This window comes from Novosphingobium sp. AAP83 (genome assembly GCF_001295795.1).
GTDB lineage: Bacteria > Pseudomonadota > Alphaproteobacteria > Sphingomonadales > Sphingomonadaceae > Novosphingobium.
The window spans coordinates 39142-62225 of sequence record NZ_LJHY01000021.1; the positions used below are offsets into that span (position 1 = coordinate 39142).

A 23084-nucleotide genomic window follows, 5' to 3' on the forward strand; every position below is an offset into this window, starting at 1 on the left:
TGGTGAAGAAGTTTCTCGGTAACTGGTGGGTCCTCAGTGGACTGATCGTGCTGTTGCTCGTGCTGGTGCTCTGCATCGGCCTTCCGATTTTTGTGCGGATGCTTTCGCCATGGTGGGTGCGGCTGCTCGTGCTGTCGGTGATCGTGGTGCCTTGGGGGCTGTTCGGCTGGTGGCGCACGCACAAAATGCGCAATGCCGCTGCCGCGATCGCGGCAGAGCTTTCTGCGCCCGCGCCCGGCGATGCTGAAGGCCAAGCAGTATCGGCCCGCATGGCTGAGGCGCTGGCATCGCTGCGCACCGGTGCGGGCAAGCGCCGCGATTATCTCTATAACCGCCCGTGGTATGTCATCATCGGTCCTCCCGGCGCTGGCAAAACCACCGCACTGCTCAATTCAGGCCTACGTTTTCCGCTGTCGGATCAATCGTTCAAGGGCGTTGGCGGCACGCGCAATCTGGATTTCTGGTTCGCTGATGAAGCGATCATGGTTGATACGGCGGGCCGCTATACCACGCAGGATTCCGATTCTGCCGCCGATGCCAAAGGCTGGACTAGCTTCCTCTCGCTGATGCGAAAGCACCGCCCGTTATCGCCGATCAACGGCGTAATCGTGGCAATTGGCGTCGATGAACTGTTGCAAGCAGACCGGGCAGGCCTCGATCGCCATGCCTCGCTGGTGCGCCGCCGCTTGACCGAAGTGCGCGCCTCGCTTGAGGTCTCGGTGCCGGTTTATCTGCTCTTGACCAAGGCCGATCTGATCGCGGGCTTCAGCGAGTTTTACGACGATCTCGATGTCGAAGGCCGCCGCGCGGTGCTCGGCGCAACTTTCCCGGTCGAGGTCAAACGCCCGTCCAGCGATGATCTTGTCGGCGCGTTCGATGCGGTGGTTTCGGCGCAGCAGGCGCGGCAGGCCAAGCGCCTGTTCGAAGAGGTTGACCAGACACGGCGCAGCCTGATCCTTGGCTTTCCGGCGCAATTGGGCGCGCTACGCACGCGGCTGGCGCGCTTTGTCGATGGTGCGTTTTTGTCGGGCGATCAGCCCGCCGGAACCCTGCGCGGCTTCTACTTGACCAGCGGTGTCCAACAAGGTGCCCCACTAGATCGCATTTTGTCTGGAATTGCAGAGAGTTATCAAAGTACAGTCCGTGCCACAGGTGGCTCTGCGCGCACGTACTTCATCAACAAACTCCTCACCGAAGTCGTCTTCGGCGAAGCCGGCCTGGTCGAAGCAGACCCTGCCGCCCGCCGCCGCCAGCAAGCCCGCACCACCGCCGGCATCATCGGCGTCGCCGCCGCCGCCGCTGTCGTCGTCGCGCTCTGGGGCGTCAGCTTCTGGCAGAACCGGTCGTTCCAATCCGCGCTCGGCCAATCCTCGGCCCAAGCCGCCACGCTATTGCAGCAAACCGGCGTCGATCTGGTCGAAGTGCGCGATACCGATCCTGATCTCGAACAAGCGCTGGCATCACTGCGCGCGCTGCGCAACCTGCCTCAAGGCTATGCCGAACAAGCTGCCGGAGAACCCGGCCTGTTCAAGCGCTTCGGCCTTTATCAAACCAGCCATTCCGATGCCGCTGTCGAAGCCTATCGCGCAGGCCTGCGCCGCATCCTCCTGCCGCGCCTGTTGCTGCGGCTGGAACAATATATCGGCACCAACGGCGCTGATCCGGTGGTGATCTACCAGCCGCTCAAGGTCTATCTGATGCTGGGCGGGCAGGGGCCATTGGATGTAGGCACCGTCAAATCGTGGATCGAGGGCGATTGGGCGAACGAGCAGTTCCCCGGCGCTGACCGTGCGCCGGTGCGCAAGGAAATGGGCGAACACCTCGCTGCGCTCCTGGAAGATCAAGGGCTGTCATCGGAATGGGCCGGCCGTAAAGCGCCACTCGACGGCACGACCATCGCCTCGGCCCGCGCGGCATTGCAAACGCTCAGCCTTGCTGACCGCGCCTATGCAGTGCTGCGCCAGAATGCGCTGGCGGGCACCGAACAGCCATGGCGGGCAAGCGCTGCGATATCATCAGGCGATGCGCAGGCTTTTGCCAATGGCGCAGATGTGATGCTGCTCGAAGTGCCCTATTTCTATACGCGAGAAGGCTATGAAAAAGCCTATCTGCCGGGGCTGATTACTGTGGCCAGTGATCTGCAAAAAGACTTGTGGGTACTGGGCGATGGCGCAGAAACCGCGGGCGTCCAAGCACAAGTTGAACAGATACGGCCCGGCGTCGCAGCGCTCTATGCCCGCGATTACGTTTCGGTATGGGAACGCGTGGCCACCCTGCCAACGCCCGGAAACCTGTTTGGCGATGCGGCGGTGCTGGGGGCGTTCGGCAAATCGCCATCGCCGCTCAAAGTGCTGCTGCTTGAACTGCGCAAGAACACCACCTTCGCAGGCGGTGCCAAGGCACTTGGCGATGCAGCGCAGGCCAAAGTGGATTCCTCGCGTTTTGGCAAACTGGCGCAAGCCGCTACGGCGACTGGTCCGCAAGTGGACGCCGCTACGACGATCACATCGCACTTCAAGCCGGTGCATGATTACGTCGGCGATGGCAAAGCACCCGCGCCGATTGATGATTTCGTTGCGGCCATCATAAAGGCGGGTGAGGCGATTACCTCGTCGCGGCTGGCAGGCGGCGGGATGGGCGCTGATGCGGTGCAGACGCAGATGGCAATGGCCTTGGGCGCGGTGGCAACCAACGCCGGAGCAGCTCCAGCGCAGTTGCAGAACTTCGTCGCCGCTGCCACCAGCGGTGGGTCTTCAGCCACGACAGCTGCGGCTCAGGGGGCGCTAAGCGATGCCTACGGGCAGTCCGTCTTTCCCGATTGCCAATTGACTACGCAAGACCGCTACCCTTTTGTTGGCACAGCCGTCGCGGATGCATCGCTGGCCGATGTCCAGCGCGTGTTCGGCCTGGGTGGCACGATGGACAGCTTTATTCAAAGCCGGATTATCCCGTTGCTGGATATGACCGGGCCGGTTTGGCGCTGGAATGCGCAGAACCCGCAAGCGGCCACGCTGAACCCGTCAACGCCTGAAGAGTTCGTAAAAGCGCGGCAATTGCGCGATGTTTTGGCAGGCGGGCTGAACGTCAAGATCGAGGCCAAGTCATTCGGCGCAGGCATTGATACCGTGGATATGGTGGTCGGCAACACGCGCTATACCTTTGAACGCGGATCGCTGGGCGCGCAAAAGCCGTTGGTATGGTCGGCGCAGGGCAACCTGCCGGTGGCATCGGTGGCACTGATGGCAGGCGGCCAGAAGGTTGGCGGTATTGAAACAGAAGGCCCTTGGGCACTGTTCCGCCTGCTCGATGCCGCGCGCAAGGAAAACGCGGGGCCATTGGCGGTGCTGGCGACATTCGGATCGGGTGCGCAGACCGCCGTGTTCAAGATCAGCCTGCCCAATGATCGCAACCCGTTCGGGCGGGGTGGGCTGTGGAGCTTCCGATGCCCGACCGCGCTTTGAGCAACTGGCTTTTCGGCAAGCTGCCCGCGCACGGCGATTTCGTTGCGCGCGGGATTGATGCGCCCACGCGTGACGCGCTCGATCTGTGGCTGACGGCAGAGATGGAGCGCGGACAGGCGGTGTGGGGTGACAGTTTTGCTGAGCGTTATGAGGCCGCACCGGTCTGGCACTTTGTTGATATGGATGCGGCGGGCTGCTGGACTGGCGGTATCTTGTGCGCCTCGACAGACCGGGTCGGGCGGCGGTTTCCGCTCATGTTTGCAGCGCCAGCAGTGGATTGTGAAAACGCGGCGGCGTTGTCAGCTGGATGCTTGACGTTTTTGGGCCAAGCCTTTGCGCAAGGGTGGGACGCAGATCAATTAGCCAACGCGCAAGTTGCCGCTGAGGCGCTGCCATGGAGCCCGACAGGTGCCACTTGGGCGCTGGTAGGTGAAGATGGGCCGTTGGTTGAGCTTATGGAAAATCGGCCGGTCGGGGTGATTGAGCGAATGCTGGAGATGGCTGCATGATCGTTGCGTTCCGCATCGAAGACAGGGCGCTAAGCCACGTAGGTAACGTGCGCAGCGAAAACGAAGACAGCCATTTTGCCGATGCAGGCGTGGGTGTGTGGCTGGTGACCGACGGAATGGGCGGGCATGCCAATGGCAAGCTGGCATCCGAAGCACTGGTGGCCGCCGTCGGCGCCGTGCGCGTGCCCGATGCGATGGACAGCGCGTGTGATGTGGTGGCCAACGCAATCCATTCGGCCAATACCGCGATCTTTGGCCATGCCACAGACCTTGGCGTGCGCATGGGTGCAACCGTGGTGGCGTTGGTGGTGCGCGGCGATGAATTTGCGGTACTATGGGCAGGCGATAGCCGCGCATATCTGTACCGCGATGGCCAATTAATCCAACTCACGCGTGATCACACGCAAGTTCAGGAAATGGTGGATCGCGGACTGCTCGATCCCGCCGATGCCGAAGATCATCCGATGAAGCACGTGCTATCACGCGCCGTGGGCGTGCAGGATACGTTGGAGATTGATGCGGTGCGCGACGTCGCGCAGACGCAAGACTTGTTCCTGCTGTGCAGCGATGGGCTTTACGGCGTGGTGGGCGAGGTGGAAATCGCGCGGATTTTGAGCGAGCGCGGCATTGGTGCAGCCGATGCTTTGGTTGAGGCCAGCCTTGCGGGGGGCGCACCGGATAACGTCACCGTTTCACTGGTAGGTTTGAGCGAGCCGACGCTCCTGATCCTGAACGGAGTGCCAGCGTGAGCAACAATAACGGATCGAATGGTGATGATGAACCGCGCACCATCTTCAATCCTGTGCCCCTGCCGGGACAGGCCCCTTCCTTCAGTGCGGTAGAGAATAGCGGCGATGGCCCCCCTACAGCTATGCCGACAAGCCCGGCGCCTTTCGCCGCGCCTCCCGCATTTGCCGACACAGCCTTTCCAAACACCACGTCATTCTCTGCTATTGCGGGGGAACCGCGCGAGGTGCGCGAAGGCGATGTGCTCAATCACTTGTACGAGGTGCGCCGCTTTATCGCGCGGGGCGGCATGGGCCAGGTGTTCGAAGGTGTGAACATCAACAATGATGAAGAGCGCGTTGCGATCAAAGTGATCCTGCCGCATCTGGCGCGTGATCCCAATGTGCTGGCGATGTTCCGAAAGGAGGCCCGCACGCTGACGCGGCTCAGCCATGCCGCGCTGGTGCAATACCGCACGCTGGCGATGGAACCGCAATTGGGCGTGTTCTATATCGTGACAGAGTATATCGACGGGCAGAATTTGTCCGATGTGCTCTCGACGATTGAGGCCACTCCGGCGCAGCTTTTGCAATTGATCCGCACACTGGCCGAGGGGCTTGCCGTGGCACACGCTCTGGGTGCCATCCACCGCGATATCTCGCCTGATAACATCATGCTCGAAGGCGGGCGGTTGGACCGCGCCAAAGTGATCGACTTTGGTATCGCCAAGGATCTCGATCCCGGCAGCCAGACGATTGTGGGCGATGGTTTTGCGGGCAAGCTCAATTATGTGGCGCCCGAGCAGCTTGGCGATTTTGGGCGCGAAGTGGGGCCGTGGAGCGATGTTTACAGCCTTGGCCTGACGATCCTTGCGATCATCAGCAAGCGCGATGTGAATATGGGCGGATCACCGGTCGATGCGGTGGATAAACGCCGCGCAGGGCCGGATTTATCGCAAGTGCCGCACGAACTGCGTCCCGTCATGGAAGGCATGCTGCGCGCCAATCCGGCTGACCGGCTGCGCACGATGGAAGATGTGTTGGCGGCGCTGGGCGATCGCGTTGGGAGCGCTACAGCGTTTCTGACTCCGCAACCGCAGCCGGTAGTACCGCCACCGCCTGTCGCTACGGCCAAACCTGTTCTCAAAACGAAGCCTGTGAAGGCTGCCGGTGAAGGCGGTGACAATCAGCGCAAGATGCTGATCGGTGCCGGGATTGCGGCCGCAGTCTTGCTGGTTGGCGGCATCGGCGTGATGATGTCATCGCAAGATGATCCTGCGCCCGAGGCGAGTGTTGCGGCGGTTGCCGCGCCTGCTGGTAATCCGTTGAAAGTGGCGCAGGCCGCGCTGGATGGCGGTCTGGCTAACGTCGGATGCTCTTGGCTCGATGTGAGCGACTTGCAAGTGCAGGGTAACGATGTGGCGCTGTCGGTGAAAGGCGTGGCAGGTCAGCCAGTTGAGGCGCAGAACGAGATCAGCAAACTGCTATCGGCCAAAGGCTTGCGCGCGGCATCGATTGATTTCAGCGATGTTGCACAAGTAAACGCCAATGTTTGCGGCCCGGTCGCTGCTTTTCGGCAAGTGCGCAGCAAAGGGCGCGCGCACCTTGCTACACCGCAAGCCAAGTGGGAACTGGCGAAGTATCCGGACGGCGATGAGAACGCAGGAAAAGTTGGAGCGCCTGTAATCATCGAGTTTGATTTCAACGGCGTTGACGGTGATATTGCAGTTGTGGGTGTTGACGAGAACGGAAAGCTGACTTTCGAACCTTTGTTCGACCGCAGCTATTTGGCAGAAAATGCCGTCCCGGCTGCTCCCGGGCAATATCGCTATCAAATCGATACATGGCACGCCGGGTGGAGCGGTATCTTCTTGCTTTGGGGCAAAGGGCCGTTCGATCAGCAATTGTTAAATGGCACTGCGGCTTCCCGCGGTAGCGATTGGCCTGCGCGGTTTATGGCTGAAGCGCGTGCGAAGGGATGGCAGGCCGATATGGTTTCGTACAAAACCGTGAACGAGCAGCCGGATTGATCACCGCCTACGCGAAATGTCTTCATAAGCGCGGCGGAATTCTTTGGAGAAGATCTCCATGAACGCCTCGTCCGAACCTTGGGCGACGCCGCTGAATTCGCGTTCATAGGCGTTCCACAGTGCGGCATCGCGCGCGCCGGGCAAGATGCGGGAGAGAATACCGCCTTGTTCGGCGCGGGACCGGATGGAACGCGGGCTGAACCGGTCGAGCGTGTGGCGGAGCGCGCCTTGCATAGCGCTGAGTGTGGCCATCTGGTGCGCTTGCAAATCTTTGAAGGCATCTTCGATTGCGCGTTCGCCATCCATGAACCCGCGTTGCGGATCGTTCAGAAGCTGTTCGAGCGCCTGTTCGGGCGTGCGCGCAAACTTCAGCGGATTGTTGCCATCGAATTCCAGGCTGGTTCCTTGTGCGCCAAGCTGGCTCTTGGCGCGCGCGCGCGCCTCAAGCATTACGACCATACCTGCGACAAGCCGGAGCAAAAGGCTTCCGGCTTTGCCCAGCGTTTGCGCCTCACCCGATTGCAGTTTTGCCAAGCTGAGGCCAGCGGATTGGGCCAGTGCGGCAAGCCCCGGACCATTCGCTGCTGGTTGTGCTGGCACGGGGGGCGGGCTTGGTATGTGTGCAACCGGTTGCGGTGCGGGTACGTGGGCAACAGGCACCGGCGCAGGTGGTGGCGCAGGTGGTGGCGCAGGGGTGAACGCAGGTGGCGGCGATGCAGCGGGGCCGCCAAAGCCGCCACGCGCCCAATCAACCACGTTCGATTCAGAAAACTTGCCCCAGATGTCATCTGCGGCAGGCGGCGGGGGTGGGGCTGCCGGGCTTGACCAATCGGATGCCGGCTTCAATGGGGTCGGAACAGGAACACCCCATCCTGCAGATTGAGCGGGATCAGCCACTGGCGGTGGAGCCGGTGGCGCGGATGCACCCCAGCCACTTGAAGATGCTGCCGGCGCGGGGGCAGATGGTGCGCCCCAAGCTGATACTGAAGGCGTTGCTGGCGGCCCCCATCCTCCTGATGCGCCTGACGTTGCGGCAGGTGCGGGCGCGGTTGGCGGCGCTGCCCAGTTTTGCGACATCGGGCCAGTGCCGGAAATGGCTGAACCTGTCGGGCGGGCATCCCAGCTTGAAGAAGAAGCAGGCGGGGCCGCATCATCATTGCCGCCTGTCCACCCTCGCCAATCGGCAGGAGCAGGGCTGGCATTTCGTTCTGCCGCCTGTGCCGCAGCCGCATCATCAAGCGATGCTACGATTTCGTACTGACCAACCCGGAAGACGTCGCCGGGTGAAATCAGGTGCGGACCGGCAAGCCGTGCAGGCTGGCCATCCAGAAAAGTGCCGTTGGTGCTGTGATCTATCAACTCGTAATTGCCGCCGGAAAAGCGGACTTCGCAATGGCGTGAAGAAACATGCAATGATGGATCGGGCAAACACCAATCCGTTGTTGCAGCACGACCAATTAATGCCCCGCGCTTGTCAATAACAAGCGACAGCGGCGATCCATTGTCGAGCCTATCGGCATTGCGGATGAATAAAGTTAACGGCACAAACGTGGATTATCGTCTTGGCATTGAAATGTCACCACATACCATCAACCCGGCATCAACATTTGACAGGTTCCAGATTTAAGCACCAGCAAGGACCGTTTCACCCAAGGCAAGTCCTGTGATGATAGCATTGTCAGGCTCTTCCAGTGCAAACGCAGCGGTTAGTACGGCGGCGGCCGCCAATTTGGCGCAAGTATCTGGCGGGGGCTGGATGGGCGGCAAATCTTCTTCGGAGATAGAACCACCAGACAGAAAAATGGTCTGGCAAATCAGCGACTGCGCGGATTCATCGTCAAGGCTGTCACCCAGTTCGGCGGCTGCGCGGCGCAATCCGTCTGAGGGGTTATCAATCCAGCGCAGCGCGGCAACCATGGCGGGGTCGGTGCGTGCGATCCCCATTTCAATCAGTGCGCGCACGGCCCACACCACACATTCATAACGTGGCATGGCATGGGCAATGAAGTTTACAGCATCGACCATTTCGCCCTCTTGGCGCAACTGCGCAAACCATGCTTCTGGCGAAACGCCCCGCGCTGCCTCGGGTACATTGCGCGGATTGACGTAGGCCGCGAGTTGGGCGGCGTCGGTCCATGTGGAGAGCTTCCAGTTGTCCATCGTCCGCCTCAATTGATTTTGACAAGGCTGCCCTTGGCAACAAGAATTCCCGATGCCTCAACATTCGTCATGGCCGCTTTCAGCTGTGCTTTGGCCGAAGCTTCCATTTTAAGCTGGGTCGTGGCGATTTTGATCGATGTGGGATCAATCGTAATTGTACTTCCGCCGCATTTCAGCGTGATCTTTTTTGCAGCAGTGATTTCGATCGTATCGCCCGAGGTGACCTTAATATTTTTGGTCACGTTCAGCGTATCGTTGGATTTGATATCAACCTTGCGGTCTTTGTTCACCGTGATTGTTTCGGTGCCCTTCACGTCTTCCTTGCGATTGGCCTCGATTAGGATTTCCTCGTTTTTGCCAACGCGTTCCTTGCGGTTTTTGCCCACGCTGATTTCCACATCGCGGCCCACTTTATGCGTTTCATTGTGCCGAACGCGCGTGTTCATATCGCGTTCGGCATGCATGAAGAATTCTTCTTTGCCGGTTGCGTCGTCAAAGCGCAGCTCGTTGGCTCCGGGTGCTTTGGTATCAAGCGCTTCTGTTTCGGGCAGTGAATCGCCGGTGGTCCGCTTATAGGTTTTGGTGCGCCAAAGCGCCTTTGTTTTGTGTTCCGGCAGCTTGTAAACCGGCATGTGGCTTGCGTTGAATACGCGGCCAACGATGATTGGCCGGTCCGGGTTGCCGTTGATGAAATCAACCAGGACCTCGTGTCCGATCCGGGGGATGACGATATTGCCAAGGCCCCCGGTTTGCGAAACACGGATCCAGCAGCTGGATTTATCATCCAGCTTGCCTTCGCGGTCCCAATGGAACTGCACCTTGATCCGGCCAAATTCATCGACATGGATTTCTTCGCCCGCCGGCCCTGTCACCACCGCCGTTTCGGGGCCACGTGCTGAAGGGCGCGGGGTGACGATGGGCGCGCGGAATGCCACATCGTGGGGTACCGTTGTGATCTCGACGAAAGTTTGCCCGCCGCCGCCGCCCGACCGGTGCTGCTCGGTGGCCAATGTCGTCCGGCACCGGATGATCAGGTAGCTCCGGTTGAAGCGATCAATCGGATGGCTTTTTACCTGCATCTGATATCCGGTTTCTATCCCGGCATATGTGGTGGTGCCATCATAGCGCAAACGCTGCGCACGGCGGCTTTCCAGCACGACGGTGCTCAGCGTTTGTCCGGCAGGTTCCTGATAATAACGGCCCGGCCAGTTATAAACCTCGATCTCGTCGAGCGGATGCGCGCTGCGCTCGGTCGCTTCGGCTTGGCGAGGGCGGGTAGGTTGCTTGAAATCATAATCGCGCATCGTAACGCGCGCTTCGCCGCCAGTCGTGGCACGCTCATGCCATGATTGGATGAAAATGCCGCTGCTTGCGCCGCGAACCGTCGAATCGACCAGCGCCGTAGAATCAGACAAGGGGTTGTAGGTAATCGGTCCAGCAGGCAGAGGCGCATGGCAGCCCGGCCTGTCGCAAATCACCATCGTATGGGCCGAAGATGTGTGGCTGTAATGGTAGTACAGCCCCTCTTCTTCCATGAGCCGCGAAACGAAATCAAAATCGCTCTCGCCATACTGCACGCAATAGGCCAGTTGCCGCGTCCCGCTGGACGCCTTCACCTCAAAAGCGATGCTGCATTCCGACAGAACCGACTTGATGATATCAATGACAGATTTGTTCTGGAATATCCGGTAATTGCAACCCTGATCGTGCAATTGTGCTGCTGGAGCCAATACGAGGCGATACACAAAACCTGCCCCGTTAATTTCTTCAACATATTCAGCATCGACGACAATGCCGTGGAAATGGCGAAGTACTTTTCCATCAAGCTTGCTTTCGATGGCTGCTGTCTTTCCCAAGTTGGGCAAAAGTTCTATTTCATCGAGAGATAGAACCTCAAGCGTAATTGCAAAGTGCTGGCTCAGCGCCTCAAAGGCGTCGAGTCGCACAAGCTTAAGTTGTTCGGTGCCGCTCCCTAGCCTAAGGGCAAGGGCGGTTTGCCGCGTTAGGCTATCGGCCAAATCAGTTCCCCTACTTGGCGGTCCCGGCAAAAAGCGCCGCACCTGCGCGAACTATTTGCTTTTTGTTGGTGATCATGTCTGTGACAGATATCACCGCACTCAAAGCATCAGATTGTTATGAAGACTCTATGAAGCCGATCAAGATGTTTCCGTAGTTTTTTTGAGGGGTTTTCGGGTTATATCTATAGATTGTGCCAAAGCGGCACTGATTCTTGACATATTGTCGGTCAATTGAATGACTTAAAGAAAATGTTTGCGGTAAAAAGCGATCACTTGTAAGTAAACGATCAGTTTATAATCTGAAGAAATTGGAAGTGCAGTCCCGGAAGATTCCGGTTTGGGCATTAACCTGCTAACTAAAGGTATAATATGATGTTCAAGTTGATCCTTTCGGGCGCTCTGTTCGCAGCCCCGGTAGTGGCATTCGCTCAAGCTGGGCCTGTTTCTGAAAAGTCGGCGAGCCAAATCGTTTGCGAGTTGATGAACGACTGTGAAGCCTTCAATCAGGAGCTTGCGACTGCCGAAAAGGGGGCGACGCGCGAGTTCGGTTTTATTCGCGCCAAAAAGGCCGCGAAACCTGCAGCAGGGGTGGCTGTTGAATATGCTGCGCCGAAAAAGCGTGCACCGGTGGCTGCCGGTAAGCGTCCCTCCTATGTCCCCGTGTCTTCGACAGTCGCTTCGTCCGCACGGCCAGGCCAGACAACGCTGCCGATCAACTTTGCGTCAGGCTCTGCCTCGATTTTGCCAAGCAGTCGCGCCCAGGCGCAACGCTTGGCTAGTGCTATCAAGCAAGTAGCTGCTGCGGGCACGCGCTTTGTTGTTGGCGGGCACACCGACGCGGTTGGCGGACGTGAGTACAACCTTGAATTGTCCAAGCGCCGTGCCGATGCTTTGGTCGATTTTCTCGTCAGCTCCGGAGTTGACCGTTCGCGCCTTCAGCCCGAGGGCTATGGTTTTGATAAGCCCCTGCCGGGCCTTGGCGCCAAAGCTGCGGCAAACCGCCGTGTCGAGATCGTGAAGGTCGACTAAGCATAAGATTGGGTGAAGATCAGGGCCAAATGGCATGACGCTTGATATCACTGCGCTGGTTGCGCCTCTTTCGGAAGAGGCGCCATCTGGCCCAGATCTTTCCTACGATAATCTGCGCGTCGATATTGACGGAAAGTTTGAACGCCCGATCAGCGATGATGGTGGTGAGTCGGATATCGATTGGGGTAAGGTAAATACCCAAATTCTGGAGCTAGCTGCCAAAACCCGCGATATCGGGCTGCCAGTCTATTTGATCAGATCGGCCGCGCTTTCGCGGCGGTTTGATTTGTTGGTGGATGCTGCGCAATGGCTGGCCCAATTGTTGGAAGAACGTTGGGCCGATGTTCATCCGCAACTTGATGAATATGGCTTCATTGGCCGCAAGGCACCGTGTGAATCTCTCACCCGCATTGGCGATTTTCTGGGACCGCTGGGCAAAGTTCCACTGATCGAACACGCTCGTTTCGGGCGTTTTACATTCAGCGATATAGAGCGTTTTGCCGAAAAGGGGGCTTCGGCTGAGGGCTATGGGGCATTTCGTGCCGCCATCGGTGTTTTGGACGCCGAACAGATTACCGCAATTGTTGAGCGTTTTGACGCTCTGCGTCAATCGTTCCGCCGTGTTGATGCCGTGCTTACTGCCAACGCAGAGGGTGACACGGCAACCAACTTCAAATCGACGCACGAAAAACTTGATGGTTATCGCAAGGCTTTATCGGCCGTTTTCCCAAGTGATGCGGATGCCGAAAATCCGGACGCTGCCGTCCCTGATAACGCTGACGAGGCTGCTTCAGGCGATGTTTCGCAGTTCGCAGTTGCGTCAGCAGCGGCGGCCTTCTCGGGTGCCATTCGCAATCGCGAGGATGTGGTGCGCGCGATTGATGCGATTTGCACATATTATAGGGCGATAGAGCCGGGTAGCCCAGTGCCGTTCCTGCTTCAGCGGGCGCGCGAATGGATCGGGCTCGATTTCATGACTGTGCTGGAAGATCTGGTCCCCGGCGGGGTCGAGGAGGCAACGCGGGTGCTGCGATCAAGGCGCGCGTCGGTTGCTGAAGAAGATTCCGGACCTGCGCCATGGAGTGGCCCATCGTCGCAAGCGGAATGGTAGCGGAAATAGTGATTTTGGGCACCGACGGCGTGGCCGGATAGGGTGCAGAAAAGCCGCAGAAGACTCAGGCCTCAAGGGGCGAATTTACCGGTGATGGAGGCGTAAATGGCAAAAAGTGGTCAGCGGTTTATCAAGGAAAACAGGGCGCCTCGTGTTCATATCGAATATGAGGTCGAAACTTTCGGTTCAAAACAGAAAGTTGAACTGCCATTCGTCATGGGCGTAATGTCTGATCTTTCCGGCAAAAGTCTGGTCGAAAAGAAAGAACTGAAAGACCGCGATTTTCTTGAGTTCGACATGGACAATTTTGAACAGCGCATGGCCGCTATTGCGCCACGTGCTGCGTTCAATGTCGACAATACCCTGACCGGTGAAGGCAAGCTTGCGGTAGACCTCACCTTCAAATCGATGGACGACTTTTCTCCTGGAGCCATTGCAAAGGCGGTCCCTGCGCTTGCGCAATTGCTTGAGGCGCGTGAGCAATTGAACGACCTGATGCTTTATATGGACGGCAAAGATGGCGCGCAGGACTTGCTCGACCAATTGCTCAAGGACCCCGCACTGATGAAGGCCATGTCCGCAGCGGGCAAGCCTCCGGCGAACGAGGGTGAAGCCTGACCGCTCCGCCGGTTGAGGCAGCGATTGGCTTAGTTGAATTTCCGACCACGACCTCTGGCCGTGGCAGGCACACAGGATGGCTTGAAATGGCGACGGAACAAGTACAAGGCGCAGGCGCAGCTACAGAAACGGAATTTGCGCCAAGCGATTTTGCAGCGCTTTTGCGCAAAGAGTTTAAGCCAAGCGACGATTCGCGCGCGAACCGGATTGAGCAGGCGGTTTCCACTTTGGCGCAGCAGGCATTGGCTGATGCGGGCGTTATTGGCGATGACGTGTTCAGCACGATGGATGCGTTGCGCGCGGCCCTTGATCGGAAGCTGACCGAACAAGTTAACCAGATCATCCACCATGCCGACTTTCAGGGCCTCGAAAGCGCGTGGCGCGGCCTGAATTATATGGTCATGAACACATCGACGAGCAGTAGCCTCAAGATCCGTGTGCTGAACGTAGGCAAGGATGAATGCCGCAAGATGTTCCGGCAGTATCGCGATGCTGCTTGGGACCAAAGCCCGCTGTTCAAGAAAGTCTACGAATCAGAATTTGGCCAGCTTGGTGGCCAGCCTTATGGGGCCTTTGTCTGCGATTATGCTTTTGATCATTCAGGTCCTGATCTGGATGTGATGAAGGGGCTTGCCAAGATTGGCGCCGCTGCTCATGCGCCTTTCATTACTGGCGCTGCGCCAGGCCTTATGGGCATGCAAAGCTGGACTGAACTTTCCAATCCGCGCGATCTCTCAAAGCTATTTGATGCCACCGATTACGCAGCTTGGCGATCGTTCCGCGATAGCCCTGACAGCCGCTATCTCGCGCTGGCAATGCCTCGCTTCCTGGGGCGTCCGGTCTATGGTGCAAAATCCGATCCGGTCGAGGAGTTCGCTTTCGAAGAGGACACCGGCGGTGACCATGACAAGCATCTTTGGGTCAATGCAGCCTATGCTATGGGCGTTCGCGTGACCGAAGCTTTCAGTACGTGGGGTTGGTGTAGCCGCATTCGTGGCGTTGAAAGCGGCGGAACGGTCGAAGGCCTGCCGATGGCAACTTTCCCGACCGACGATGGCGGTGTCGACATGAAGTGCCCCACCGAAATCGCCATTTCCGATCGCCGTGAAGCTGAGCTTTCAAAGGCTGGTCTGATGGCCATGATCCACCGCAAGGGCACGGATCAAGCCACCTTCATCGGTGCGCAGACAGTCAATAATCCAGCGACTTACGAAGATCCTGCGGCAACTGCCTCGGCCAATCTTTCAGCGCGTTTGCCATACATTTTCTCCAGTTGTCGCTTTGCCCATTACCTGAAGTGCATGGTGCGCGACTGGATTGGCGGGACTCGCACTGAACGGCAGATCCAGGAAGATTTGCAGCGTTGGATTGCCAACTATATCGACGGCCAACCCGATAGCTCTACCGAGGAAACCAAAGCACGTCTGCCGCTTAAAGATGCTCGCATCGAAGTTGTTCCAGACGAAGAAAATCCCGGTTACTACAAGGGTAAGTTCTTGTTTATTCCGCACTATCAGCTTGAAGGAATGGATGTTTCTTTAAGTATGGTTTCTAAATTGCCGAATTCAAACGGTTAGTGCGATTTGTCACAGAACGACTACACTTCTGGGCTTATGTTTTGATCGAATAGATAGTCAGGCCCAGCGTTTTCGAGCAATTCGGGATCGCACCCAGTACAGGCACTCATTAGGAGACGGATTGTGACTCCAGATATTTTTCTTAAGCTTGAAACCATCAAGGGTGAATCCAAAGACGACGCCCACAAGGGTGAAATTGACGTCGAAAGCTTCACTTTCGGTCTTCAAAATGGCGGTGCTTGGTCTGCAGGCGGCGGTGGCGGGGCCGGCAAGGTTGCGTTCCAAGACATCACCGTACACAAATTCGCCGATTCCTCCACGCCCGCTCTGATGCAGGCTTGCGCAAGCGGCCAGCATATCAAGAGCGGCGTGCTGACGGTCCGCAAAGCAGGCGGCAAGCAGGAAGAGTTCTACAAGATCTCGCTCACCAACATTCTGGTTTCGAGCGTGGTCAACACGGGTGCCAACGGTGGCAACCCCACTGAAGTGCTCAGCTTGAACTTCGAAGAAATCAAGTTTGATTACAAAGAGCAGGGTGAGGGCGGAACGCTTGGTGGAGTCGTCAAGTTCGGCTGGAATATCAAGCGTAACGTCAAAGTCTGATCGGGCTGGCGGGGGGGCGTCAAGATGGCTGATCCAGACGCCCTGCTGCGCAGTGGCGATGTCGATGCAGCGCGCTCAGCGCTTGTCGACATCGTCCGCGCGCGTCCGGCCGACGACAAGGCTCGAATGTTTCTTTTCCAATTGTTTTGCGTGCTCGGTGAATGGTCAAAGGCGCGCAAGCAACTCGAAATTTTGGCACAAGTTGCCGAAAATGCGCAGATGCTTCTGGTAACCTACAATCAGACTATCGACGCGGAACATATCCGCGCCGATGTCTTTGATGGCAAGGCGGCGATGCCCGTTTTGGTTGGCATGGGCGGCTGGGTTGATGGCGTTGCCCACGCCGTCACTTTGCAAATGCAAGGCAAGACTGAAGAGGCTGACGCTTTACGGGACGAGGCTTTCTCGCAGGCACCGGACACGCCGGGTGCTGTTGCCGGTCACCGTTTCGAATTCATCGCCGATGCAGATATGCAATTTGGCCCTACGTTTGAGGCGATCGTTGCGGGCCGCTACGGGCTCATTCCGTTCGAAGCGGTGCAGTCGATAACGTCGGACGGACCGCAAGACTTGCGCGATACTGTGTGGTTTCCGGTGCAGATCGCCTTGCGCTCGGGTCAGTCGATCGCCGCATTTCTGCCGGCACGCTATCCAGGATCACACGCATCTTCGTCCAATTCCATTCGCCTGGGGCGCGAAACGGATTGGATCGATCAGCCTTGGGGTCAGGCAGGTTTGGGGCAGCGGGTTTGGTCCCTTTCTGATGGAACCGATATCGGGCTGCTTGACCTGCGCAGCATCAGCTTCGATTAATGGCGCGCCCGCCCCGTCAGGCTGTATTGAATCCCACGCTGTTCGACAAGCTTGTGGCTGGTAACGAAATCGGCGGGATGCGCGGCAGCGAGATCGAAGCGGTTGAGGATAAGCGCGAAACGCTACGCTTCCTCACCGTACCCTCCCTCGAGCGCTTTAATGAAGCAGCGCTTTGCGCCACGGTGCGACGTGAACTGGGTTGGTTGTTTAACACCACCAACCTTGAAGCCAGCATCGATCTTGACCCGTTTCCGCAAGTCAAGACCAGTGTTTTGAATTACGGCGTGCCCGATCTGGCAGGCAAATCGCTGTCCAGCCGTGCTGTGTTGCGCCGCGCGCGCGAAATCCGCGACTCGATTCAGGCGTTTGAGCCGCGCATTGAACCATCCTCCCTCACCGTCGAGATTTCCGACGTCGTTGAGCGCGAGAATTCGCTGACCTTTGTGATCGAAGCGGATGTGCGTTCTGCTGTGCGTGCAGTGCCGATCAAGCTGCGTACCGATGTTGAGGCGGATTCATCTGCGGTAACGGTGCGGCAATAGCGCGATGGACCCGCGCCTTCTCCGCTTCTACAACGATGAATTGACGTATTTGCGGCAATCCGCGCGTGAATTCGGTGAGGAACATGAGACTGTCGCATCGCGGCTTGGCCTTAAAACGCCCAACGATCCCGACCCTTATGTTGAGCGTTTGCTTGAAGGCGTGGCCTATTTATCGGCCCGCGTTCAACTCAAACTGTCAGACCAGTACCCCGAATTCACGCAGCATTTGCTGGCGGCGGTGCAGCCGCACTATCTCGCGCCAGTGCCATCGATCTGCATTGCCGGGTTCGAGCCAAAGGAAGGTGACCCACTGCTCGCCGAAGGCTATGACGTGGCGCGCAAATCCGAGTTGGTGGCCATCTCTAGCGAACAAGGTGGTAGCCCTGTCACCTTCCGGACTGGCCACGCGGTTAAGCTCTATCCGCTGCGAATAACCGAAACAGAATATCTCAGTTCGCGCACGGCAGTGGCCAGTTTCGCTGCAAACACTGGCGTTCGGGCCGAAGCCGGTTTGCGGCTGCGCTTTGAAGGGGTGGGCAGCATCCCGCTGGAAAAGCTGGCGATTGAGGACCTGCCCATTTATCTGGATGGTTCCGGCACAATTCCCGGCGAACTATACCGGCAGATGATTGGCGATACTGTCGCCGTTCTGGCAAAATCGGCCGCATCGGCCTCGGCAGTTCCAGCCCAGCTTCCTTTGCCCGCGCAATTGGGTTTCGATAATGAAGACGCGCTACTTCCAGCAGAGGAGCGGTCTTTCCGTGGTTATCGGTTGCTGACCGAATACTTTGCCTGTCCAGAGCGCTTCCTTTTTACCGTGCTGAAGGGTTTGAAGCAGGCGTTTGCCCATGCGGATGGCCAAGCTGTTGACGTGGTGCTTTTGTTTAATCGCGCGGCACCATCGCTCGCAGGCGCACTGTCGCCCGCAAACTTCAGGCTGTTTGCCACGCCTGCAATCAACCTGTTCGAAAAGCAGCTCGGCCGCGTGCAAATGAACCCGGCCGATCACGAATTCCTTTTGATGCCAGACCGGACGCGCCCGCTCGATTTCGAGGTATGGCGCATCCTTGATATCGCAGCGCATATGCGCGATTCTACCGAGCCGCGCGCGGTGGCACCGCTCTATGCACTGGGTGCATTGCTCTATGATTGGCGCGACGCCCTGTTCTTCGTGCCACGGCTGAAGCTGCGCCGCCTATCAACGCGCGAACAGCGCCGGTTGCGGCGGGATGATTACACCGGCACCGAAACGTGGCTGTCATTGACTGCGGCAGGCAATCCTGAACGCATCGCCGATATCAAGGAACTGGCGGTTCGCGCGCTGGTGACCAACCGTGAACTTCCGCTCAAGCTGACGTTTCGGGGGACAGAACACTTCGTCCCGCCGGGCGGTCCCGTGCGCTCGGTCAGCGTGTTGCGCAATCCCAGCAAGCCGCGCGCGCCGTTGGGGCTAGACGACGCGGCATGGCGGATCATCGCGCACCTCACGCCCAACTACGCCTCGCTTGTGCCTGAGGACGGCACTGATCCGGCGATGCTGCGCGATCACTTGGCACTTTATGGCCCGCGTGATGATGCGGCGCTGCGGCGGCAGATTGACGGGATCATCTCAGTCGGCTCGCGCGCTGTGGTGCGCCGTGTGCCGGGACGCGGGGCGATGGCGGTGGCGCGCGGCAGCCGGGTCACACTCACTCTCGATGACGCCTCGTTTGAAAACGCCCGCCTGTTTCTCTTTTCCGCCGTCGTTGAGAGGTTTCTCAGCGAGTTTACTTCCGTCAACAGCTTTACCGAAACGATCGTCCGAACGCCGGGCGAAGGAACAATCATCTCATGGCCGCCGAGAATCGGACGCAAGCACACGATCTGATTGATTGGTCGGCGCAGGCCGTCGATCTGAAGCGCAGCGGGCTGTTTGCCGTGCTGCGCCGGGTCGAGGCGCAAGCGGCGGACAAGCCGCGCATTGGCACAGCGCGGCAAACTGCGGATTCGATTGTCGATCTGGTGCAAGAGCCGACGATGGGCTTCTCTGCACAGACCCTTGCCAAAGTGGATTTCCGCCATGGCCGACCTCGGCTTTCGGGCGAATGGCTGGGCTTGTTGGGGCCGATGGGGCCAATGCCGATCCATATGACCGAGTTTGCGGTTTATGAGCGGCGCTATGCCACAAAGCAGCCGTTCCTGGATTGGTTGAACACCATTTCGGGACGGATGCTCCAGTTGTTCTATCGGGCATGGGCTGAATCCCAGCCCGCAGCGCAAGCTGACCGTCCCGGCGATGATCGCTTTGCCGAGTGGCTTGGTGCTTTATCAGGGGCGAGTGAGGGGGCAGGTCCTGACAGCCGGTTCCATGCGCGCGCGCGCTTGCATTATGCAGCTGTTTTTGCCGGACCTCGCAGCGCGGTGGCAATCGAAGATGCGTTGGGCCATTTGCTGCGCCAGCCTGCCGCCGTCGTTGAATTCGTTCCGCGCTGGCGCGAACTGGAACGCGAAGACCGCACGAGATTAGGCCGCAGCTTTGCCACGCTCGGCCAAGACGCCGTGCTGGGCGGCAAGATATATAGTGCGTCTGATGCTTTTCGCGTGATCGTGCGCGCACCAAGCTATGCCGATTACCTCTCGCTTATGCCTGGCGGCACCCGCTTTGGCGTGGCTGCTGAAGCGATAGAGGCTTTCAAGCCATCGCATCTGGAATGGGATCTATGCGTCGAAATCGCCGATGATGATGCTCCGCCTGCTCGCCTTGATGGCCGCACCCGATTGGGTTGGAGCAGTTGGGTCAAGCCGCGCGGGTCAGCCATTGCTGCCATTGCGCGCCGCCGTCGCCGCCAGCCCGGTTCCGCCACAGGATCAGAGGCTGCGCGCGCGCTCGTACCTTCCAGTGGCCTGATCCGGGCCGACGCTCATTTACGCAAAACCAGTCTCAGGAAAAGGAAACCGGCAGGATGACCGAAATCAGCCGCAGCGCCCTGTTTGGGCGGCTTAACCAAACGGCTCTGAAGGGGATCGAAACCGCCACCGGCTTTTGCAAGATGCGCGGCAATCCCTATGTTGAGCTGGTGCATTGGGTCCACGTGCTGTTGCAGGACCCGCAAAACGATATCGCGGCGATCCGCACCGCGTTCGGCCTTGACGAGGAAAACCTTGCGCGACAGATCGTTAGCGCGCTCGATGCCCTGCCGCGTGGGGCTACGGCGATTTCCGATTTCTCGCCGCAGATTGAGGAGGCGATTGAAAAGGGCTGGCTTTATGCCTCGCTGCAATTCGGCGCTGGTCGCGTGCGCACAGGTCACTTGCTATACGGCATGCTGAAAACCGCCACGCTGAAGAACGCGCTATTCTCCATGAGCGGTGAATTCCGCAAGGTGCAGGTTGAGAAACTCGCGGCGGAATTCGAGAGCATTTGTGCCCCCAGCCATGAAACCACACAAGGCGCTGATCTTGGCGGTGGTGTAAGTGGCGATGATGCGGGCGCAGGTCCGGTTGGCGATGGCGAAGCGCTGGCCAAGTTCTCGGTCGACCTGACGCAGCAAGCGCGTGACGGCAAGATTGACCGCATCGTGGGCCGCGATAGCGAAATCCGCCAGTGCATTGATGTGCTGCTGCGTCGCCGCCAGAACAATCCGATCCTTGTGGGTGAGGCGGGCGTTGGCAAAACGGCTGTGGTCGAGGGTTTTGCCAAGCGCATCGTTGATGGCGATGTGCCGCCATCGCTGCGCGGTGTCACTTTGCGCAGCCTCGATATAGGGTTGATGCAGGCCGGTGCCAGCATGAAGGGTGAATTTGAAAAGCGCCTGCGCCAGGTGATTGACGAGGTTGAGGCCAGCCCCACCCCGATCGTGCTGTTCATCGATGAAGCCCACACGCTCATCGGCGCTGGCGGACAAGCCGGCACAGGCGATGCTGCCAACTTGCTTAAACCCGCTTTGGCGCGCGGCAATTTGCGCACTATCGCGGCGACCACTTACGCTGAATACCGTCAGTACTTTGAAAAAGACCCCGCACTGACCCGGCGTTTCCAGACGGTTGATGTGGGCGAACCTGAAACGAACAATGCCATCGCGATGATCCGCTCGGTCGCGCCGATGATGGAGAAGCATCACAATGTCGTCGTGCTGGATGATGCGGTCGAGGCGGCGGTCAAGCTCTCGCAACGCTATGTTCCGGCACGCCAATTGCCTGATAAGGCGGTAAGCTTGCTGGATACGGCCTGCGCGCGCGTTGCGGTTTCGCAGCACGCGACGCCTGCCCAGGTGGAGGACCGCAAACGCCGCCTTGAATTGCTTGAGGTGGAACGCGGCATCGTTGAACGCGAAGCGGCAGGGCAGTATAACAGCGGTGATCGCCTGCCCAAATTGCTCGAAGCTATTGCCGAGGCGACAGCCGCGCTGGAAGAGGTGAACGCCAAGTGGGAGCGCGAGAAGGAAGCGCTGACCGGCGTTGTAGCTGCGCGCGATGCGCTGACTGAAGCGCGTAAGGCTGCGGGTGACGGTGCGGTTGAGGGTGAGGATGCCTTGCAGGTCGCGTTGAAGACTGCGCTTGCCGCCATGGCTGAGGCGCATGGTGATGAGCCGATGGTGTTCGGCGTGGTGGATTCCGATGCCATCGCCGCCGTGGTGGGCGATTGGACCGGCATCCCGATGGGCCGCATGGTCAAGAACGAGATCGAAAGTGTGCTGACCATCGCCGATCAGCTGAAAAAGCGCGTGATCGGGCAGGATCATGCGATGGATTCCATCGCCAAGCGCATCCAGACGAGCCGTGCAAAGCTTGATAATCCGAACAAGCCCGTGGGCGTGTTCATGCTGTGCGGCCCATCGGGCGTCGGCAAAACCGAAACCGCTATGGTCCTTTCGGAACTGCTGTTCTCGGGCGACGACAGCCTGATCGTGATCAACATGAGCGAGTTTCAGGAGGCGCACACCGTCTCGACGCTCAAGGGTGCTCCTGCGGGCTATGTCGGCTTTGGCCAAGGCGGCGTGTTGACCGAGGCTGTGCGGCGGCGGCCCTATTCGGTGGTGCTGCTTGATGAGGTCGAAAAGGCGCACCCCGATGTCCATGAGATGTTCTTCCAGGTGTTCGACAAGGGCTTCATGAACGATGCCGAAGGCCGCTACATCGATTTCAAGAATACCCTGATCCTGCTGACCAGCAACGTCGGCACCGATCTCATCACATCGATGAGCGAGGACGAGGAAATGAAGCCCGATCCCGACGCACTGGCCACCGCCTTGCGCCCTGAATTGCTCAAGGTCTTCCCGCCCGCGCTGCTTGGCCGCCTGATCGTGCAACCCTACTATCCGCTCAGCCCCGCCATGCTCCAAGGCATCGTGCGCATCCAGCTGAACCGTATCGTAAAACGCATCGCCGAAAGCCACGGCATCACCTTCAATTACAGTCAGGACGTGGTCGACCTGATCGTGTCACGCTGCAACGAAGTCGCCAGCGGCGGCCGCCTGATCGATGCTATCTTGACCAACACCATGCTGCCCGATCTCTCGATCGAACTGCTGAACCGGCAGATGAGCGGCGAAGAGGTCAAGGTGATTGACGTCACCGTAGAGGGCGATGGTTTCGGTTATGCATTTGGGTGAGGGGGATTGGTGATGGACGAAGATTTCAGCGTTTTGACCAATGAGGACAAAGCAAGCGCTGCTTATGCGGTGTGTGTTGGTGGATGGGTTGCCGCTGGGCTTGTAGTCGGCAGTGCTGCTGGCGGTGTTGGCGCTCCTGTCGGCGCGGCAGCAGGTGTCGTGTGGTCAAAAATGACATGCCCTGCCATTATTCGCAAATACAAAACGCTTATCAAAAACAAGCAGATGAGTGATGGCAACTTTAGACCCTGATTCGGAAGTTTTTCAATTCCAGCAATATCTTGCGGTTCTGCGTGT

The 23084-nt window shown here is 58.6% G+C and carries 18 protein-coding genes; 15 read left to right on the forward strand and 3 right to left on the reverse strand.

The annotated features are described in order from the left end of the window. Positions 1-2: 2 nt before the first annotated feature. Genes tssM through IP81_RS11580 form a run of 4 tightly spaced genes read left to right on the forward strand, consistent with a single transcriptional unit; the run spans position 3 to position 6725 of the window. Positions 3-3461: a type VI secretion system membrane subunit TssM gene (tssM, locus tag IP81_RS11565; protein WP_054108158.1), complete on the forward strand. Its 3459-nt coding sequence runs from the start codon at positions 3-5 to the stop codon at positions 3459-3461. Beyond that, positions 3443-3970, forward strand: coding sequence for a type VI secretion system-associated protein TagF (gene tagF, locus IP81_RS11570; RefSeq protein WP_054108159.1), 528 nt, complete (start codon positions 3443-3445; stop codon positions 3968-3970). Before tssM ends, tagF begins: the two co-directional genes overlap by 19 nt. After that, a complete protein-coding gene (locus IP81_RS11575; protein WP_054108160.1) occupies positions 3967-4719 on the forward strand; it encodes a PP2C family serine/threonine-protein phosphatase in 753 nt (250 codons plus the stop codon). The genes tagF and IP81_RS11575 overlap by 4 nt, the downstream gene beginning before the upstream one ends. Further along, positions 4716-6725 (forward strand): serine/threonine-protein kinase, encoded by a 2010-nt coding sequence (locus IP81_RS11580; RefSeq protein WP_054108161.1) that lies wholly within the window; start codon positions 4716-4718, stop codon positions 6723-6725. The genes IP81_RS11575 and IP81_RS11580 overlap by 4 nt, the downstream gene beginning before the upstream one ends. Here the strand turns inward: IP81_RS11580 and tagH are convergent, their stop codons facing one another. The 3 genes from tagH to IP81_RS11595 all read right to left on the reverse strand — a co-directional run bounded on the left by tagH (position 6726) and on the right by IP81_RS11595 (position 10945). Then, positions 6726-8270: a type VI secretion system-associated FHA domain protein TagH gene (gene tagH / locus IP81_RS11585; RefSeq protein WP_054108162.1), complete on the reverse strand. Its 1545-nt coding sequence runs from the start codon at positions 8268-8270 to the stop codon at positions 6726-6728. Positions 8271-8348: 78 nt separating this feature from the next. After that, positions 8349-8885 carry a hypothetical protein gene (locus IP81_RS11590; RefSeq protein WP_054108163.1) on the reverse strand — a complete coding sequence of 179 codons (537 nt, stop codon included), beginning with the start codon at positions 8883-8885 and terminating at the stop codon, positions 8349-8351. An 8-nt stretch (positions 8886-8893) separates the two neighbouring features. After that, the gene (locus IP81_RS11595) at positions 8894-10945 is read right to left on the reverse strand and encodes a type VI secretion system Vgr family protein (RefSeq protein ID WP_082356120.1); all 2052 of its coding nucleotides are present in this window, start codon (positions 10943-10945) and stop codon (positions 8894-8896) included. 330 nt (positions 10946-11275) lie between these two features. Here IP81_RS11595 and IP81_RS11600 point away from each other — a divergent pair, with 330 nt between their 5' ends. The 11 genes from IP81_RS11600 (at position 11276) to IP81_RS11650 (ending at position 23039) form a co-directional block, all read left to right on the forward strand. Further along, positions 11276-11932: an OmpA family protein gene (locus IP81_RS11600; RefSeq protein ID WP_197274611.1), complete on the forward strand. Its 657-nt coding sequence runs from the start codon at positions 11276-11278 to the stop codon at positions 11930-11932. Positions 11933-11966: 34 nt separating this feature from the next. Then, positions 11967-13043 carry an ImpA family type VI secretion system protein gene (locus IP81_RS11605; protein ID WP_054108166.1) on the forward strand — a complete coding sequence of 359 codons (1077 nt, stop codon included), beginning with the start codon at positions 11967-11969 and terminating at the stop codon, positions 13041-13043. A 105-nt stretch (positions 13044-13148) separates the two neighbouring features. Next, complete coding sequence (tssB, locus tag IP81_RS11610) at positions 13149-13661, forward strand: type VI secretion system contractile sheath small subunit (RefSeq protein ID WP_054108167.1); 513 nt, start codon at positions 13149-13151, stop codon at positions 13659-13661. An 86-nt stretch (positions 13662-13747) separates the two neighbouring features. Continuing rightward, positions 13748-15238 (forward strand): type VI secretion system contractile sheath large subunit, encoded by a 1491-nt coding sequence (tssC, locus tag IP81_RS11615; RefSeq protein WP_054108168.1) that lies wholly within the window; start codon positions 13748-13750, stop codon positions 15236-15238. 123 nt (positions 15239-15361) lie between these two features. Further along, a complete protein-coding gene (locus IP81_RS11620; protein WP_054108169.1) occupies positions 15362-15841 on the forward strand; it encodes a type VI secretion system tube protein Hcp in 480 nt (159 codons plus the stop codon). A 24-nt stretch (positions 15842-15865) separates the two neighbouring features. Next, entirely contained in the window at positions 15866-16654 is a 789-nt protein-coding gene (locus tag IP81_RS11625; protein WP_054108170.1) for a type VI secretion system accessory protein TagJ, read from the forward strand. Then, the gene (tssE, locus tag IP81_RS11630) at positions 16654-17196 is read left to right on the forward strand and encodes a type VI secretion system baseplate subunit TssE (RefSeq protein WP_054108171.1); all 543 of its coding nucleotides are present in this window, start codon (positions 16654-16656) and stop codon (positions 17194-17196) included. The genes IP81_RS11625 and tssE overlap by 1 nt, the downstream gene beginning before the upstream one ends. A 4-nt stretch (positions 17197-17200) precedes the next feature. Then, on the forward strand, positions 17201-19063 hold the full coding sequence (gene tssF / locus IP81_RS11635) for a type VI secretion system baseplate subunit TssF (protein ID WP_054108172.1): 1863 nt from the start codon (positions 17201-17203) through the stop codon (positions 19061-19063). Next, on the forward strand, positions 19027-20142 hold the full coding sequence (gene tssG, locus IP81_RS11640; protein WP_082356122.1) for a type VI secretion system baseplate subunit TssG: 1116 nt from the start codon (positions 19027-19029) through the stop codon (positions 20140-20142). Before tssF ends, tssG begins: the two co-directional genes overlap by 37 nt. Then, on the forward strand, positions 20139-22787 hold the full coding sequence (gene tssH, locus IP81_RS11645) for a type VI secretion system ATPase TssH (protein ID WP_054108173.1): 2649 nt from the start codon (positions 20139-20141) through the stop codon (positions 22785-22787). The genes tssG and tssH overlap by 4 nt, the downstream gene beginning before the upstream one ends. Positions 22788-22799: 12 nt before the next feature. After that, positions 22800-23039, forward strand: a complete 240-nt coding sequence (locus IP81_RS11650) for a hypothetical protein (protein WP_054108174.1) — start codon at positions 22800-22802, stop codon at positions 23037-23039. Positions 23040-23084 lie beyond the last annotated feature (45 nt).